Origin of the sequence: Streptomyces sp. SID8374, from assembly GCF_009865135.1 — a bacterium.
In the GTDB taxonomy this organism is placed as follows: Bacteria; Actinomycetota; Actinomycetes; order Streptomycetales; family Streptomycetaceae; genus Streptomyces.
In genome coordinates, this window is sequence record NZ_WWGH01000001.1 from 1,981,501 (window position 1) to 1,997,509 (window position 16,009).

15 protein-coding genes and 1 pseudogene are annotated in these 16,009 nt (G+C 71.8%); 7 read left to right on the forward strand and 9 right to left on the reverse strand.

Annotated features, from left to right (window positions below; genetic code table 11):
- Nucleotides 1-224 precede the first annotated feature (224 nt).
- Nucleotides 225-914 carry an ElyC/SanA/YdcF family protein gene (locus tag GTY67_RS08875; RefSeq protein ID WP_161280002.1) on the forward strand — a complete coding sequence of 230 codons (690 nt, stop codon included), beginning with the start codon at nt 225-227 and terminating at the stop codon, nt 912-914.
- Between the two features lie 122 nt (nt 915-1,036).
- On the opposite strand, the gene GTY67_RS08880 is transcribed toward GTY67_RS08875, so the two are convergent.
- The 3 genes from GTY67_RS08880 to GTY67_RS08890 form a co-directional block, all read right to left on the reverse strand.
- A complete protein-coding gene (locus tag GTY67_RS08880) occupies nt 1,037-1,540 on the reverse strand; it encodes a gamma-glutamylcyclotransferase family protein (protein WP_161278318.1) in 504 nt (167 codons plus the stop codon).
- An 8-nt stretch (nt 1,541-1,548) separates the two neighbouring features.
- Nucleotides 1,549-1,890: a divalent-cation tolerance protein CutA gene (gene cutA / locus GTY67_RS08885; protein ID WP_093693341.1), complete on the reverse strand. Its 342-nt coding sequence runs from the start codon at nt 1,888-1,890 to the stop codon at nt 1,549-1,551.
- An 84-nt stretch (nt 1,891-1,974) separates the two neighbouring features.
- A complete protein-coding gene (locus GTY67_RS08890) occupies nt 1,975-2,583 on the reverse strand; it encodes an NAD(P)H-dependent oxidoreductase (RefSeq protein WP_093693340.1) in 609 nt (202 codons plus the stop codon).
- Between the two features lie 75 nt (nt 2,584-2,658).
- On the opposite strand from GTY67_RS08890, the gene GTY67_RS08895 reads away from it, so the two are divergent.
- From GTY67_RS08895 to GTY67_RS08910, 4 genes are all read left to right on the forward strand, one after another.
- On the forward strand, nt 2,659-3,471 hold the full coding sequence (locus GTY67_RS08895; protein ID WP_161278319.1) for an aminotransferase class IV: 813 nt from the start codon (nt 2,659-2,661) through the stop codon (nt 3,469-3,471).
- A 126-nt stretch (nt 3,472-3,597) separates the two neighbouring features.
- Complete coding sequence (locus GTY67_RS08900) at nt 3,598-4,059, forward strand: DUF5990 family protein (protein ID WP_161278320.1); 462 nt, start codon at nt 3,598-3,600, stop codon at nt 4,057-4,059.
- A gap of 370 nt (nt 4,060-4,429) precedes the next feature.
- Complete coding sequence (locus tag GTY67_RS08905; protein ID WP_093693337.1) at nt 4,430-4,975, forward strand: hypothetical protein; 546 nt, start codon at nt 4,430-4,432, stop codon at nt 4,973-4,975.
- Nucleotides 4,976-5,218: 243 nt separating this feature from the next.
- Nucleotides 5,219-5,851 (forward strand): class F sortase, encoded by a 633-nt coding sequence (locus GTY67_RS08910; RefSeq protein WP_093693336.1) that lies wholly within the window; start codon nt 5,219-5,221, stop codon nt 5,849-5,851.
- A gap of 15 nt (nt 5,852-5,866) precedes the next feature.
- Here the strand turns inward: GTY67_RS08910 and GTY67_RS08915 are convergent, their stop codons facing one another.
- Nucleotides 5,867-6,658: a TSUP family transporter gene (locus GTY67_RS08915; protein WP_161278321.1), complete on the reverse strand. Its 792-nt coding sequence runs from the start codon at nt 6,656-6,658 to the stop codon at nt 5,867-5,869.
- Nucleotides 6,659-7,149: 491 nt separating this feature from the next.
- On the opposite strand from GTY67_RS08915, the pseudogene GTY67_RS08920 reads away from it, so the two are divergent.
- Nucleotides 7,150-7,478 (forward strand): annotated as a pseudogene (locus GTY67_RS08920) (nitrite reductase (NAD(P)H) small subunit).
- A gap of 223 nt (nt 7,479-7,701) precedes the next feature.
- Nucleotides 7,702-8,868, forward strand: coding sequence for an alkaline phosphatase PhoX (locus GTY67_RS08925; protein ID WP_093693366.1), 1,167 nt, complete (start codon nt 7,702-7,704; stop codon nt 8,866-8,868).
- Between the two features lie 52 nt (nt 8,869-8,920).
- On the opposite strand, the gene GTY67_RS08930 is transcribed toward GTY67_RS08925, so the two are convergent.
- The 5 genes from GTY67_RS08930 to GTY67_RS08950 all read right to left on the reverse strand — a co-directional run bounded on the left by GTY67_RS08930 (nt 8,921) and on the right by GTY67_RS08950 (nt 16,004).
- A complete protein-coding gene (locus GTY67_RS08930; protein WP_161278322.1) occupies nt 8,921-9,331 on the reverse strand; it encodes a VOC family protein in 411 nt (136 codons plus the stop codon).
- A 137-nt stretch (nt 9,332-9,468) separates the two neighbouring features.
- Nucleotides 9,469-10,506, reverse strand: a complete 1,038-nt coding sequence (locus GTY67_RS08935; protein ID WP_161278323.1) for a winged helix-turn-helix domain-containing protein — start codon at nt 10,504-10,506, stop codon at nt 9,469-9,471.
- A 579-nt stretch (nt 10,507-11,085) separates the two neighbouring features.
- Nucleotides 11,086-13,797, reverse strand: a complete 2,712-nt coding sequence (gene ppdK, locus GTY67_RS08940) for a pyruvate, phosphate dikinase (RefSeq protein ID WP_093693331.1) — start codon at nt 13,795-13,797, stop codon at nt 11,086-11,088.
- Between the two features lie 381 nt (nt 13,798-14,178).
- Nucleotides 14,179-14,811, reverse strand: a complete 633-nt coding sequence (locus GTY67_RS08945) for an HAD family phosphatase (RefSeq protein ID WP_161280004.1) — start codon at nt 14,809-14,811, stop codon at nt 14,179-14,181.
- A gap of 32 nt (nt 14,812-14,843) precedes the next feature.
- A complete protein-coding gene (locus GTY67_RS08950; protein WP_202461382.1) occupies nt 14,844-16,004 on the reverse strand; it encodes an ABC transporter ATP-binding protein in 1,161 nt (386 codons plus the stop codon).
- Between the last annotated feature and the right edge of the window lie 5 nt (nt 16,005-16,009).

A 16,009-nucleotide genomic window follows, 5' to 3' on the forward strand; every position in this document is an offset into this window, starting at 1 on the left:
TCGGCGAACCTTTCGGACGTTTCGCTCGTCAGGTGAGGTGGGACCGGACGACGGACGGTACGGACAGGAGGGGGGCTCCCGTGCGAGGGATGCGATGGATCCGAGGGGGCCGAGAGGCGCGGGCGGCGTCGGAGGCTTCGGGGGATGCGGTGAAGGGGGCGTCGGAGGGTGCGGTGAAAGGGGCGTCGGAGGCCGGGGCGAAGAAGCACAGACCCTGGGGGTGGCTGCGGCTGCCCCGGCTCTGCGCGCTCCGGCTGCCGCGCTCCCGCCGGGGCCGACGGCTCGCCGTGCAGGGCCTGATGGCTCTCTGCGTGCTGGCGCTGCTGCCCGCGACCTGGATGCGGATGGGCGCCGACACACGGGTGGGGACCACGGCGGACGCCCCGGCCCGGGAGGTCGCCATGGTGTTCGGCGCCGGGCTCTGGAAGGGCCGGCCGACCCCGTATCTCGCCCACCGCCTGGACGCGGCGGCCGAGCTGTACCGGACGGGGAAGGTGAAGGTCGTCCTGGTCACCGGCGACAACAGCCGGGTGGAGTACGACGAGCCGGACGCGATGCGCACGTATCTCACCGAGCGCGGGGTGCCCGACGACCGGATCGTCAGCGACTACGCCGGGTTCGACAGCTGGGACTCATGCGTGCGGGCCAAGAAGATATTCGGGGTCGACCGGGCGGTGCTGGTGAGCCAGGGTTTCCACATCCACCGGGCGACCACGCTGTGCCGCTCCGCGGGAATCGATGCGTACGGGGTCGGGGTCGACGAGCCCCGGGACGCGACCTGGTACTACGGCGGTGCCCGGGAGCTGGCCGCGTCGGGGAAGGCCGCCCTGGACGCCCTGCTCCGCCCCGACCCGCACTTCCTGGGGCCGCAGGAGGCGGGCGTGACGGAGGCGCTGGCGTCGGCAACGCCGTGACCCGCGCCTCCAGTCAGCGGGCTTCGGCGGTCCGGCCGGGGTTCGGGGTGCGGTCGGCCGGTGGGCCTCGGCGTGCCGGGGTTCAGGGTGCGGGCGGTCAACGGGACTCGGCGCGCCGGGGTTCATGGTGTGCCCGGTCCGCCGGGAGGCCGGCCGGTGGTCCACCGCCCCTCGGCGATGACGCTGCCGCCGGTACGGAGCGACCGGGTGACGGCGGCAGCGGCGAGGTAGACCCAGGCCCGGGTCACCGAAGGCTCGTCCTCCGGCGCCCCTTCCTCCGCTTGCCTCTCCCCCGGCAGCTCCACCTCGCGGACGACCCGCTCGTAGAGATTGCGCGGGTGGCCGGGCCCGAGGTACTCCTCCAGGTGGTCCAGGAGCCCGAGCAGCTCGCCGTACACCCCTGGCGCGGCGGTGAGCAGGGTGCCGTGGACGCGGCCGTGGCCGTCGATGGCGTACGGGTATCCGGGCCCGTCGTACAGCAGGGCCCGGGGCAGGACGGCCGCCCGCTCCCCCGACGTACGGCCCCGGAGGAACAGGTCGTGGTTGGGTTCGCCGGGGAGCAGCGTGCCGTACACGAAGAACGGCAGCTCACCGGTGGGCGGGCAGCCGGGGTCCAGGGTGCTCATGGCCGCCGTCACAGGGCGGCTGCGGGGGCCGTCTCCGCCGTGACCCAGCCGAGGTAGCGGGCGCTGCCCCGGATGACCGGGATGGCGATGATCTCGGGGGTGTCGTAGTCGTGTGCCGTCTGGAGGTACTCCTCCAGCTCCTCGTAGCGCTCGGCGGCCGTCTTGAACAGCACCTGCCACTCCTCGGACGACTCGATGGCGTTCTGCCACCGGTAGACCGAGGTGACGGGCGCGGAGATCTGCGCACAGGCTGCCAGCCGGGCCTCCACCGCCCCCTGGGCCAGCTCGTGGGCCTTCTCCTCGCTGTCGGTCGTGGTCAGTACGGTCAGCCATGCTGGCGGCGCTGTCATCGTCGGTCTCCTCGGAGTACGGCGGGCTCCCGCCCGGACGGCGGGCTGCTCCCGCCCGTGCACCGATTGTCGGCCCGGAGGGGGTCAGGCGCTGTACGGATGCCGGTTTCGCGCGTCGCGCAGGGCGTTGCCCCACCAGACCAGCTGGTCCAGGAGCGCCTTGGCCGCCGCGTCGACGTCCGCCGGGTCCCGGTGGTTCCCCTCGTCGTCGAAGAGGGCGCCCGCGTTGTGGAAGGAGACGGTGTCGCGGACGGAGACCGTATGCATCTCGGCGAAGACCTGGCGGAGCTGTTCGACGGCCCGCAACCCGCCGGACCTGCCGCCGTACGAGACGAAGCCGACGGGTTTCGCCTGCCACTCGGCGCGGTGCCAGTCGATGAGGTTCTTCAGCGGGGCGGGGAAGGAGTGGTTGTACTCGGGGGTGAGCACGACGAACGCGTCGGCCGCCGCCAGTTGCGTTGAGACCGCCGCGACCCGGGCGGCGTCCTCGGGCGACGGGCTGAAGGAGAGTGCGTCGGGGAGGCGGGCGGTGACGACGTCGACGAGCTCGGTCTCGATGCCGTCGTACCGGGCGGCCCGGTCGAGGAACCAGTCGGCGATGACCGGCCCGAAGCGGCCTTCCCGGTTGCTGCCGAGGATGACGGCGACCTTGAGGGGGGCGGGGGATGTCGTGGGTGCGGATGTGGTGTCCATGGTGCCGAGCTTTCAGCCTCAAGCTTGGTTGAGGTCAAGTCGCCGCCGGAGGAAGTCGCGCTCTACGGTTGGCCCATGACGAGCGCAGCCCCCTTCCCCCTCCCCCACGTCGAGATGGACGGCCACCCCGCCACCGAGGACGACCTCCGCGTCCCCGCCCTCTTCGGGTTCGGGCACTTCACGGCCCTCCAGGTCCGGGACCGGGCGGTGCGGGGGCTCGGGCTGCACCTCGAACGGCTGGACGCGGCGAACCGGGAGCTGTTCCAACTGCCGCTGGACGGCGGCTTGGTGCGGGAGTTGATCCGGTGCGCCCTGGACCGGGCCGGGCTGCGGGATGCCTCCGTGCGGGTGCAGGGGTTCCTGCCGCCCGGGGAGAGCCGTACGCGGGTCATGGTCACCGTCCGCGAGGCCGCCACGATGGCGCCCGGGGCCCGGAGCCTGATGTCGGTGCCGTACGCCCGGGCCGTGCCGCACATCAAGCGGCCGGGCGAGTTCGGGCAGACGTACTACGGGATGCTCGCCGCGCGGGCCGGGTTCGACGAGGCCCTGCTGACCGCGCCGGGCGGGGTGGTGACCGAGGGGGCCATCACCAACATCGGCTTCTGGGACGGGACTTCGGTGGTGTGGCCGGACGCCCCCGCGCTCCTGGGCATCACCATGGCGCTGCTGGAACGCGGCCTCGCAGCGGGCGGGGAGCCGTCGGTCCGGCGGACGGTGACGCTGGACGGGCTGGGCGCGTTCCGGGGCGCGTTCATCTGCAACTCGCAGGGGATCGCGTCGGTGCGGCGGATCGATGCGGTGGAGTTCGGGAGCGGTGAGAAGGAGATGGAGGGGGTGATGAGGCTGCTGGAGACTGTTTACGGGGGTGCGTCAGCCGAACTCCTCTGATCTGGGCCGGTAGGCGGCTTCGGACCTGGGCTTGAGCAGGCGGCTTCGGCCCGGGCCGGTAGGCGACCCTGGCTGAAAACCGACCGTGGCGCCTCCGCTCCGGCGCCGTGACGGACCATGGGGAGCATGCAGATCCATATCGAGGCCTCAGCGCTCCCCGGCCGCAGTTGCGGGCCGGACTCCGACTTTCCCGGGGTCGAGAACATCCACGTCGGCATCCAGCGCAAGGACCGGCCCGACGAGCTGCTCGGTCTGCACCCCGGGGACGCCCCGACCGCCTCCTGGACCCTGGAGTGCACGGCGAAGGAGACGGCGGACGGGGTCGAGGTCTCGGGGCCGTACATCCAGAACCGGCTCGGCGGGCGGTTCGTCTATCTGTCCTGGGGGACCGTGGACGAGGCCGGGCTCTTCAGCATGTTCCGGCGTGCCAAGCTGATGTTCAGCGACATCGAACCCGAGGTTCTCGAAGCCGCCGCGCGCTCCGGGCATCTCACCGGGAGGCTGGGGCTGACCGACACCAAGGGGCAGCCGTTGTGCGCGCGGGTGCGTCCGCCGGCGATCTCCTGGAGTGCGACGGACGCTGGTTGACCTTGTCCCGCCGGATCCGACACCGCCCCCACCGGCCGGGGGGGGAGGCCGGTGAGGGCGGGTGCCGTGGGGGGCGGGGATCCGTCCCGTGGGGGGGATGTCTTCTCGTGTGCCCGGACCCCGGAAAGCCATACATGTGATCTGAGTCACATTTCTCTTTCACGGCTCACCCGATCGGCACCCGGCCCGGCAGTACGGACCGAACGGCCCAGCCGCACCGCCGTGACCTGCGGTGATCTCCAGCGGCAAGGGTGCCGCGCCGGTCCGTACGGGTGAAAGCTGACCTGGCGTCAGAAGGCATGCGGCGGCGACCGCCCGTTAGGTCAGGGGCAGGACACAACCGCTCGCGCCGTCTGCCCGGAGGATCCCCATGCGCAGTCCTGCCCGCCTCGTGACCGGTACCGCCACCGCCGCGGTCACCGTCATAGCGCTCGGTCTCACCGCCGCCCCGTCCGCGTACGCAGGCGATGACTTCGGCCGGCTGGAGATCACCCCCGCGACCGCTCCCCCCGGCGCCAAGGTCACCGTGAACACCACCGCCTGCGGCCCCAAGGGCTCGGGCATCGGTGACGCGAACTCCCTGGACGCCGGGGACTTCGAGGTCCGCAAGGGGACGCACAAGGAGGTGCTCGTCGGCCAGTTCACCGTGCCGCACGACACCCGGCCCGGCGTCTACGAGATCGTCGTCTCCTGCGACAACGGCAAGGACGCCGTCGGGGACCTCAAGGTGATCGGCGGCGGCAAGCACGACAGGCCCGACCACGACCGCCCGTCCGGCCATGTGCGGACCGGGGTCGGCGGCAGCGTGGAGCCGAACTCCACGCAGGTCGCCCTCGGCGTCGGCGTGATCGGCATGGCGGCCGTCGGCGGTCTGTGGCTGCTGCGCCGCCGGACCGAGTCCACCGAGGGCAGCTGAGCCCACGGGCTCATGGGCTCACGGGTCCACGGCCCCACAGGCTCACGGGCTCACGGGCTCACGGACACCGAGGGAGCCCTGCCGCGCCCTCGCACCGACCGGGCCGGGCGCGTCCCCGAGCGCGCCCGGCCCGCCTTCGCTCCATGGCCCGCGATCCATCGGCACCGATCCATCACCCTCGATCCATCGGCACCGATGCATCGCCCCCGATCCGAGACTCACCAGGCTTACGAGGACGACGACGTGTCCCAGAGCGCGCAGAAAGCCAGGGGCTGGCTGGTGGGCATCGCCGTGCTGTGCGGTGTCTGGCTCGTCCAGAACGGCTCCGGCGACCAGCTGATCCCGCCGCAGCCCTCCAGCGCCCAGGCCTTCGCCGCCGGGCCCCAGCTCCAGCCCGGCTCCCCGGTCGCCGAACCGCTGCACCCCTCCGACCCGGTCCGCATCCGCATCCCGAGCATCGAGGTGGACGCGCCGATGATGCGGCTGGGGCTCGGGGCCGACGGCAGCCTGGACGTCCCGCCGGACGAGAACCGCAACCTCGCGGGCTGGTACGCCGACGGCGTCCCGCCCGGCGCCAAGGGCACCGCCATCGTCGCCGGGCATGTCGACAACGCCGAGGGGCCCTCCGTCTTCTACGCGCTCGGCGCCCTCACCAAGGGCACCCGCGTCGAGGTCGTCCGCGAGGACGGGCGCACCGCCGTCTTCTCGATCGACGCCATCGAGGTGTACGAGAACAAGGACTTCCCCGACCAGCGCGTCTACGGCGACTCCCCGCACGCCTCGCTACGCCTGATCACCTGCGGCGGCGGGTTCTCCAAGGAGACCGGCTACCAGGGCAATGTGGTGGCCTACGCCCATCTCACCGATGTGCGGTGAGCCCGAGGCACGTTCCTACGCCGTCCACTGGTCGTAGCCCAACTTCGCCACCAGCGAGAACACCACCGTCAGCAGCACCGCCCGGACGAAGCCGCTCCCCCGGCTCAGCGCCATCCGCGCCCCCGCCATCGCGCCCGCCAGGTTGAAGAGGGCCATCAGGGCGGCCAGCTGCCACAGGACCGTGCCCTGGTACGCGAACATCGCCAGCGCCCCCGCGTTCGTGCACACGTTGACGATCTTGGCGGTGGCGGAGGCGGTCACCAGGTCCAGGTGGAGCACGGCGGTGAGGGCCAGGACCAGGAAGGTGCCGGTGCCCGGCCCGAACAGGCCGTCGTAGAAGCCGATCCCGCCGCCGACCAGCACGATCGCGGTGACGATCCGGGCCCGGGTGACCGGGCGGGCGTCGGTGTCGCCCGCCGCCGCCGTGCCGAACGACGGGCGCAGCAGGACGAAGGCGGCGACCCCGAGCAGCGCCACCATGATCACCGGGCGTAGCACCTCGCTGCTGATCCCGGCGGCGAAGAACGCCCCGGCCATCGACCCGGTGAGCGCCATCAGCCCCACCCGTACCGCCAGCCCCACCTGTACCGGGGCCCTCCGCGCATAGGTGATCGCGGCGCCCGAGGTGCCGACGATCGCGACGGCCTTGTTGGTGCCGAGGACATGGGCGGCCGGCACGTTCGGCAGGCCGAGCAGCAGGGCGGGCAGGAGCAGCAGCCCGCCGCCGCCCACCACCGCGTCGATCCAGCCTGCGGCGGCCGCGGCCAGGCAGAGGAGGACCAGGGTGGTGAGGGTGATGTCGGGCATGTTCTTGACACTAAGGGGCGGGTCGGCGGTGGTTCCCACGGGGTCCGTGGCCCGTACGACGGGCGCCCGCCGGCGGTTCTCACGACGGCCGTTGTCCGCACCACGGGCCGTCTACCGGTGGTCCTCAAGAGGCCGCCTCCCGCCCGCCGGTGGTGTGTGCGCAGAGGCCGCCTCCGCGCCGCCCGTGGTCATCACAGGCGCCCCCGCCGCGCGCTGAGCGCACGGTTCCGCCCGGGAAACCGGCGGGATGCGGCCGGGTAACACCCGCCGCCCACGCTCGGCCCACGCCCCTGCTCCACCCCCCGCCCATGCTCCGTCCGCTCCCCTTACTCCATCCGCTCCCCCCTGCTCGCCGACGACGGAGGCCACTGAGATGCGGGACGCCACCACCATCCCGACCGCCCCCACCCCCGACCCCCGCCCCTGTCTTCGTCCTCGTCGGGCACGGCATGGTCGGCCGGCCGTTCCTGGAGTCCCTGGCCGCGCGCGGGCTGACCCCGGCCGCCGGGGGCCCGGGTCGTCATGGCTGGCTCACCGCCTGCGGCCTGGACCGGCTGAGCCCGGGCGCGGCGTCGCGGTGCTGCTGCCGGACGGCGGTCCGGCCGCCCTGTTCAGGGACCGGTCGGGGGTGGTGCGCGCGATCGGCAACCGGGACCCGTTCACCGGGGCGTACGTCCTCTCCCGCGGGCTGCTCGGCTCGGCGGGCGGGCGGCCGTTCGTGGCCTCGCCCCTGCCGAAGCAGCGCTTCGACCTGGCGACGGGGATGCGCCTGGACGACGAGGAGGTCTCGGTGCCGGTGTACGCGGTGCGGGTGGAGTGACCCGTGCGGGCCGGTCCCGGTGCGGGCCGCACGACCGGTCGGCCCGGACGAGGCCGCACGACCGGCCGGCCCGCACCCGGGTCGGGCGACCGGGCGGCCCATCCCCATCCCCCTGCCGTTCACCCGGAATTGACGCCCCGTCAACTGCGTACTCCTACAGTCCTGACGCGCGACCCGCCGGTCCGTCCGGAGCGGCGGGCCCTCACTCATCCGTGGAGTGATCGTGGAACGTCGGACCTTCTTGCGCACGGCGGTGGTCGGCACCTCGGCGGCGGCCTTCGGCGGCACCCTGTGGCGCGGCGCCGCCTCCGCCGCACCCGCCCAGCCGGCCCCCGGCCCGTACGGCGCGCTACAGGCGGCCAACGGCAACGGCATCCAGCTGCCGAGCGGCTTCACCAGCCGCATCATCGCCCGGTCGGGGCAGACCGTGTCGGGCACGTCGTACCGGTGGCACAGCGCCCCCGACGGCGGGGCGACCTACGCCGACGGCTCGGGCTGGATCTACGTCTCCAACGCCGAGGTCTCCTCGGGCAGCGGCGGCGGGGCGAGCGCCGTGCGGTTCAACTCCTCGGGCACGGTGACGTCCGCGTACCGCATCCTGTCGGGGACGAACAACAACTGCGCGGGCGGCTCCACCCCGTGGAACACCTGGCTCTCCTGCGAGGAGGTCACCCGGGGGTACGTCTACGAGACCGACCCGTGGGGCGTGAACGCGGCCGTGCAGCGGCCCGCGCTCGGCCGGTTCAAGCACGAGGCGGCAGCGGCGGACCCCGACCACGGCTACATCTACCTCACCGAGGACGAGACCGACGGCCGTTTCTACCGCTTCCGCCCCACCACCTGGGGCAACCTGTCCAGCGGCACGCTCCAGGTCCTGGTGGCGGGTACGGCCACCTCGGGCCCGGTGACCTGGGCCAACGTTCCGGACCCGGCCGCCTCCTCGACCCAGACCCGCCACCAGGTCTCCGGCGCCAAGGTCTTCAACGGCGGCGAGGGCTGCTTCTACGCGGCGGGCACCTGCTGGTTCACCACCAAGGGCGACAACCGGGTGTGGGCGTACAACGCGAACACCTCGTCGATCTCCCTGACGTACGACGCCTCGCTGGTGACGGGCGGCTCGGCCCCGCTCACCGGGGTCGACAACGTCACCCGGGCCGGCTCCGGCGATCTGTACGTGGCGGAGGACGGCGGAAACATGGAGATCTGCCTGATCACGCCGAACGATACGGTGGCCCCGTTCCTGCGGATCACCGGCCAGTCCGGTTCGGAGATCACCGGTCCGGCGTTCTCCCCGGACGGCAGGCGGCTCTACTTCTCCTCGCAGCGCGGCACCAGCGGCAGCTCGTCCGGTGGCATCACGTACGAGGTGACGGGCCCGTTCCGCAGCTGACGTCCGGTGTGCGCCGGGGCTCCCCCGCCGGCCCCGGCGCACGCCTTCCGGCTCAGCCCTCGCCCTCGGCGGCGGCCGGGTCCATCCAGATGACCTCCCAGATGTGGTGGTCGGGGTCCTGGAACGAGCGGCCGTACATGAAGCCCAGGTCCTGCGTCTCGCCCGCCGGGAACCCGCCGGCCGCCAGCGCCGCGTCGGCGAGTTCGTCGACCTTCTCGCGGCTGTCGGCGCTCAGGGCGAGGATGACCTCGGTCGTCTTCGACGCGTCCGCGACATCCTTCTTGGTGAACTCCTTGAAGCGCGGCTCCGTCAGCAGCATGACGAAGATCGTGTCGCTGATGACCACACACGCGGTCTTGTCGTCGCTGAACTGCGGATTGATGGCATAGCCGAGCTTCTCGAAGAAACCCCTCGTGGTCTCCAGGTCCTTCACCGGCAGATTCACGAAAATCATCTGAGCCATGGTCGTTTCCTCTTCCTGCGTTCCGTCGTGCGCCGCAGTGGTCCGTCCGGCGCTTTCGAAGAGGTAGACGGCGGGGCCGCCCGGAACTCATCGCCGTACCGCGAACAAGTTCTCACCGGTGCCGGGCGGCCCCGCACTCAGGACAGCGCGAGCGGGGCACCGCCCCGGAGCAGCGAGCCGCCCAGCGGGGTCAGCGTGTGAAGCACCGAGCTGCCGTGGCGCAGGGTCAGGACCAGGCCCGCTTCGCGCAGGACGGAGGCGTGCTGGCTCGCGGAGGCGAGCGACACCCCGGCCCGGCGGGCCAGTTCGCTGGTCGTGCAGCCGTTGCCTATGGACTGGAGGACGGCGGAGCGGGTGTGGCCGACGAGGCGGCCGAGCCAGGGTCCGGGCTCGGCGAACTCCGGGGCGCCGGGGTGGGTGACCGGGTAGACGAGGACGGGCGGGAGCGACGGGTCGCGGTAGACGACGGGGGTGCCCCGGCAGAAGAACGAGGGCTGGAGCAGCAGCCCGCGCCCGTCGAGATAGAGGTCGCGGTCGACCGGGTAGTCCGCCTCCAGCACGGGTGCCCGCCACCGGATCATCGGCGGGAGGGTGGCCAGCAGCCCGTCGGCCCCGCCGTCCAGGAGCGCGCGGCCCCGCACCGCCCGGTCGGCCTCGATGGAGGCGCGGATGTGCGGCCAGTACGGCTCCACGGCGGCGTCGTGGTAGCTGCGCAGGGCGCTGATGAGCCGGGCCAGCGGCTCGGCGCGGCCCTCGGAGAGCGCGGCGGGCAGAGCGGCCGTGATCCGCCCTGCGCCCGCGTCGGGGCCGCCGGGTCCCCGTACGCCCCGCTGCCGCCGCCGTCCGGCCGCCATCAGGTCCAGCTCGCGGCGGATGCGGTCGGCGGGGGTGTCGCGCAGGGCCTCCATTCCGACGTCGAGTCCGAAAGGCTCGGCGCCTTCCTGCGAGGGCGTCAGGAAATCCGGGAAATAGCCGCGGGGCGGGACGACCGCCGCCAGCAGTTGTGCTTCACCATTCAACCGAGCCCGTGTTTCGGTCCGCCATTTCCCGAACACCGTCGAAGCCCGCCGGTCCCTCAGCCGGTGAAAACTGAGAATCGTTTCCCACAACGCGTCCGGTCTCGTGGCCATCCGCACCCGCGAAAGGTCCAGCCTGGACACATGGATACGCAGCACCGCTCCCCCACCTGTTGCATCCGCAATTGCCCCCACCGAAGGGTATGCGGACCGTCACAGGAGGTCACCACGGGGTTTCGGCCAGAAGTGAAACGTCTCGCCCCGTTCCGCTTCACCCGAAAAGCTGTACGACGTCGGGTACGCATCCGGTGCCCGCCGGATGAGCACGTGAAGGCCGTGGGGGGCTTTGTGTGTTCGGCGGCGGCGGGCGACGGTGCGGCTCCGTACCCGACGGGGGTAAGCCGGGTGCGGTCCATGGGTGGGGATCCATGGACCGCACCCCGGTCCACCGGATGGCTACCCACACTTCTTTGCGCATTAAACGAAGCAATGTGTGCCAGGACACATCGGTAGCGCGCATTCCGCTCCGGCCCCGACTCCGGTTCCGCCTCGCCTCTCCTCCGGTTCCGCTCCCGGGCGATGGCCACCACATATTCCGCAGGCAAGGCGAAGCGGCGGCACCCCCGCACAGGGTGCCGCCGCTTCTCGGCGTTCCGGAGATCTCACGAGGGTGGCGGGACGGTGAGGGACTCGGCCCAATTCCCTTGGAAATCACCGGAGTTGGTCATACGTACCGCATCAGCGGCTGTCACTCCCGCGCGACTGCGCCGCCGCCCGGCCCGCTTCGAGCCGGGCCACCGGGATGCGGAACGGCGAGCAGGAGACGTAGTCCAGGCCCACCTCGTGGAAGAAGTGCACCGACTCCGGGTCACCGCCGTGCTCGCCGCAGACACCGAGCTTGAGGTCCGGGCGGGTGGCCCGGCCGGCCTCCACGGCGCTGCGTACGAGCGAGCCGACGCCGTCCTTGTCGATCGTCTCGAACGGGGAGACCCCGAAGATGCCCTTCTCCAGGTACGCGGTGAAGAACGAGGCCTCCACGTCGTCGCGGGAGAAGCCCCACACCGTCTGGGTCAGGTCGTTGGTGCCGAACGAGAAGAACTGGGCGGCCTCGGCGATCTGGCCCGCCGTCAGCGCGGCGCGCGGCAGTTCGATCATCGTGCCGATGGTCAGCTTCAGGTCGGTGCCGGTGGCCGCCTGGACCTCGGCGATGACCCGGTCGGCCTCCTCGCGGACGATCTCCAGCTCCTGGACCGTACCGACGAGCGGGATCATGATCTCGGGGCGCGGGTCGCCCTTGGCGTTCTTGCGCTGGGCGGCGGCCTCGGCGATGGCCCGTACCTGCATGGCGAACAGGCCGGGGATGACGAGACCCAGGCGCACCCCGCGCAGACCCAGCATCGGGTTCTGCTCGTGCAGCTTGTGCACCGCCTGGAGGAGGCGCAGGTCGTTCTCGTTGGCGTCCTTGCGGGACTCCGCGAGCGCGACACGTACCGACAGCTCGGTGATGTCGGGCAGGAACTCGTGGAGCGGCGGGTCGAGGAGCCGTACGGTGACGGGCAGCCCGTCCATCGACTCGAACAACTCGATGAAGTCGGCCTTCTGGAGCGGGAGGAGGGCGGCGAGCGCGCTCTCGCGTTCGTCGTCGGTGTCCGCCAGGATCAGCTTCTCGACCATCTCGCGGCGCTCACCGAGGAACATGTGCTCGGTGCGGCAGAGCCCGATGCCCTGGGCGCCGAAGCGGCGGGCCCGCAGCGCGTCCTCGGCGTTGTCCGCGTTGGCCCGCACCCGCAGCCGGCGCACCCGGTCCGCGTACGCCATGATCCGGTGCACGGCGGCGACCAGCTCGTCGGCGTCGTCGGCGCCCGCGTGCATCCGGCCCTCGAAGTATTCGACGACCGGCGACGGTACGACGGGTACCTCGCCCAGGTAGACCTTGCCGGTGGAGCCGTCGATCGAGACGAGGTCGCCCTCCTCGATCACCTTGCCGCCCACCGTCATCCGGCGGCGCTTGGTGTCGACCTCCAGCTCCTCGGCGCCGCAGACACAGGTCTTGCCCATGCCGCGCGCCACGACCGCCGCGTGCGAGGTCTTGCCGCCGCGCGAGGTCAGGATGCCCTCGGCGGCGATCATGCCTTCGAGGTCGTCGGGGTTGGTCTCGCGGCGGATCAGGATGACCTTCTCGCCGGAGCGGGACCACTTGATCGCGGTGTACGAGTCGAAGACGGCCTTGCCGACGGCGGCACCCGGCGAGGCGGCGATGCCCCGGCCGAGCAGCTGGGTCTTCGCCTCGTCGTCGAAGCGCGGGAACATCAGCTGGGCGAGCTGGGCGCCGTTGACGCGCTGGAGGGCCTCGGCCTCGTCGATCAGGCCCTGGTCGACGAGCTGGGTGGCGATCCGGAAGGCGGCACCGGCGGTGCGCTTGCCGACCCGGGTCTGGAGCATCCAGAGCTGGCCGCGCTCGATGGTGAACTCGATGTCGCAGAGATCCTTGTAGTGGTTCTCCAGGGTCTCCATGATCTGCATGAGCTGGTCGTACGACTTCTTGTCGATCGACTCCAGGTCGGCGAGCGGCACCGTGTTGCGGATACCGGCGACGACGTCCTCGCCCTGCGCGTTCTGGAGGTAGTCGCCGTAGACGCCCTGGTGGCCGCTGGCCGGGTCGCGGGTGAAGGCGACGCCCGTACCGGAGTCGGGGCCGAGGTTGCCGAAGACCATCGAACAGACGTTGACCGCTGTGCCGAGGTCGCCGGGGATGCGCTCCTGGCGGCGGTAGAGCTTGGCGCGGTCGGTGTTCCACGAGTCGAAGACCGCGTTTATGGCCAGGTCCATCTGCTCCCGGGCGTTCTGCGGGAACTCGCGTCCGGCCTGGTCCTGGACGATCTTCTTGAACTGCTTGACGAGCTTCTTCAGGTCGGCCGCGGCCAGGTCCGTGTCGACCGTGACCTTCTTGGCCGACTTGGCGTCCTCCAAGGCCTCCTCGAAGAGGTCGCCGTCGACACCCAGGACGGTCTTGCCGAACATCTGGATGAGGCGCCGGTAGGAGTCCCAGGCGAAGCGCTCGTCACCGGACTGGGTGGCGAGGCCGGCCACCGAGGCGTCGGAGAGGCCGATGTTGAGGACCGTGTCCATCATGCCGGGCATGGAGAACTTGGCGCCGGAGCGGACGGAGACCAGCAGCGGGTCGTCGGCCTGGCCGAGCTGCTTGCCCATCTGGGTCTCCAGCGCGGCGAGGTGCGCACTCACCTCGTCGCGCAGCGCCTTCGGTGCCTGCCCGCTCTCCAGGTAGACCTTGCACGCCTCGGTGGTGATGGTGAAGCCCGGAGGGACGGGCAACCCGAGGTTGGTCATCTCGGCGAGGTTGGCACCCTTGCCGCCCAGAAGATCCTTCAGATCCTTGTTGCCCTCGGTGAAGTCGTAGACGAACTTCTGGGGATCTTTGTTTTCCGACACGGGTCTCGACTCCTCGAGGACGCGGTGGCTGCCCTGACGGCCAGGAACATACCCAGATCTAAGGTGTATGGGTACGTCCACTTGGTCGTCATGCGGCCGCAACCACCCGTCCGCCAGCAGATCTAAAGAAACTCACCGGCGGGCGGGCTGCGGCTCTCCGTTCAGCTCCTGAAGGCAGCATGGCCATTTCTTGACCCTCAGCTCTCATATGAGCGGACCATTCCGCACCTGAGTACACTTCTCGAAGGCTGTTACGTGGCACTGAGTGCCAGGTCTTCCAGAAGTGCAGCCACCGCCATAACGCTCATCTGAGCGCACCCCCGATCAAGGGTGGCGCGAATCACGCTGGTTTCGGACCCTGAATTTCAGGATTCGGACGCCTCAGGGACGTCCCAGGCAGTCACTCAGCACCGCGAGGTCCACCTCTTCCAGGCTACGGGCGAACGTCCGACCCCGCCCTGGGGCGACCGGGAGCAGCGACGGAACCACCAGCACCGCGCACCCGGCGGCATCGGCGGAGGCGGTGCCGTCCGGGGAGTCCTCCACCGCCACACAGGCGGCGGGGTCGGCCGCGAACCGCTCGGCCGCGGCCCGGTACGGGTCCGGATGCGGCTTGGTCCGTACGGTGTCGTCGGCCGAGAGCGTGAAGGCGAAGTCCACCCCGGCCAGCGCCCCGGCCACCACCGCGTCCACGACACTCCTGGGCGAGGCGCTGACCAGGGCGAACGGCACCCCGGCGCCTTCGAGGGAGGCGAGCAGGGCGGCGGCCCCGGGGCGCAGCGGGGCGCCCGCGTCGACCTTCCGGAAGAAGGAGTCGGTCAGCTCGGCGGCCGTGTCGGCGAGCGCGGAGGAGTCGCCGCCGGTCACCTCGATCAGATGAGCGGCGGTGTCGGCGACGGCCCGGCCGACGACCTCCGGGCCGTCCGCGTCGCTCAGCCGGTGGCCGAGGCCTGCGGCGACCTCGCGGGCCGTCTCCCACCAGAGCACCTCGGTGTCGACGAGGGTGCCGTCCATGTCGAAGAGGACGGCGGCGGGGGCGGTCGTCCTCACGCGTCCACCTTGTCGCCGGAGGTCGCGGCTTCCGCAGCCGTCTCCCGTACGGGCACGACCAGCACCGGGCGGCGGACCGGGGTGACCCGGGCCCGTACCCCGGGAGCCAGCTCCGTGGCGTCCCGCGACGGCAGGTCGGCCTTGATCGCGGCGCCGTCGGGCAGGTCGAGGAGGACCCGGGTGACCGAGCCGAGGAAGGAGGCGGAGACGACCGTGGCCGTACCGTCCGCGTCGGCCGTGACACCGATGTTCTCGGGCCGGATGAGGACGTCGACCGGCCCCCGGCCCGCCGGGATGTCCCCGTCGACCGGGAGGGTGGCACCCGCGACGGCCACCGAACCGTCGCCGGTCAGCTGCCCCGGCACCCGGTTCATGGTGCCGACGAACTCGGCGACGAAGGGCGTGGCGGGGCGCTCGTACAGCTCGGCCGGGGGCGCGCACTGCTCCAGGCGGCCCGCGTTGAGGACGGCGACCCGGTCGGCCATGGAGAGGGCTTCCTCCTGGTCGTGGGTGACGAAGATGGTGGTGATCCCGAGCGCCAGCTGGAGGCGGCGGATCTCCTCGCGCAGGGTGAGCCGGACCTTGGCATCGAGTGCCGAGAGCGGCTCGTCCAGGAGCAGGACCCGGGGGCGCAGGGCGAGCGCGCGGGCCAGGGCGACGCGCTGCTGCTGGCCGCCGGACATCTGGTGCGGGAAGCGGTCGCCGTGGGCGGGGAGGCCGACGAGTTCGAGGAGTTCGTTGGCGGTGGCGTGACGTTCGGCGGTGGCCACGCCCTTCATCCGGGGGCCGAAGGCGACGTTGTCGCGGGCGTTGAGGTGCGGGAAGAGGCTGTAGGACTGGAAGACCATCCCGGCGTCGCGCCGGTTGGCGGGGACCGGGGTGATGTCCTCGCCGTCGACCAGGACCTCGCCCGAGTCGGGCTGCTCGAACCCGGCGAGGACCCGCAGCGCGGTGGTCTTGCCGCAGCCGGAGGGGCCCAGCAGTGCGAGGAGTTCGCCGGGTTCGGCGGTGAGGTCGAGGCCGTCGAGGGCCACGGTGGGGCCGAACGCCCGGCGCAGGGAGCGGAACTCCACCCGGGCTCCGGTGACGTCCCGTCCTTCCCGCGCGGCGGCTTCGGCCGGCTCGGGGCGGGGGGCGGCGGTGGGCAGGGCTGACATGGGTG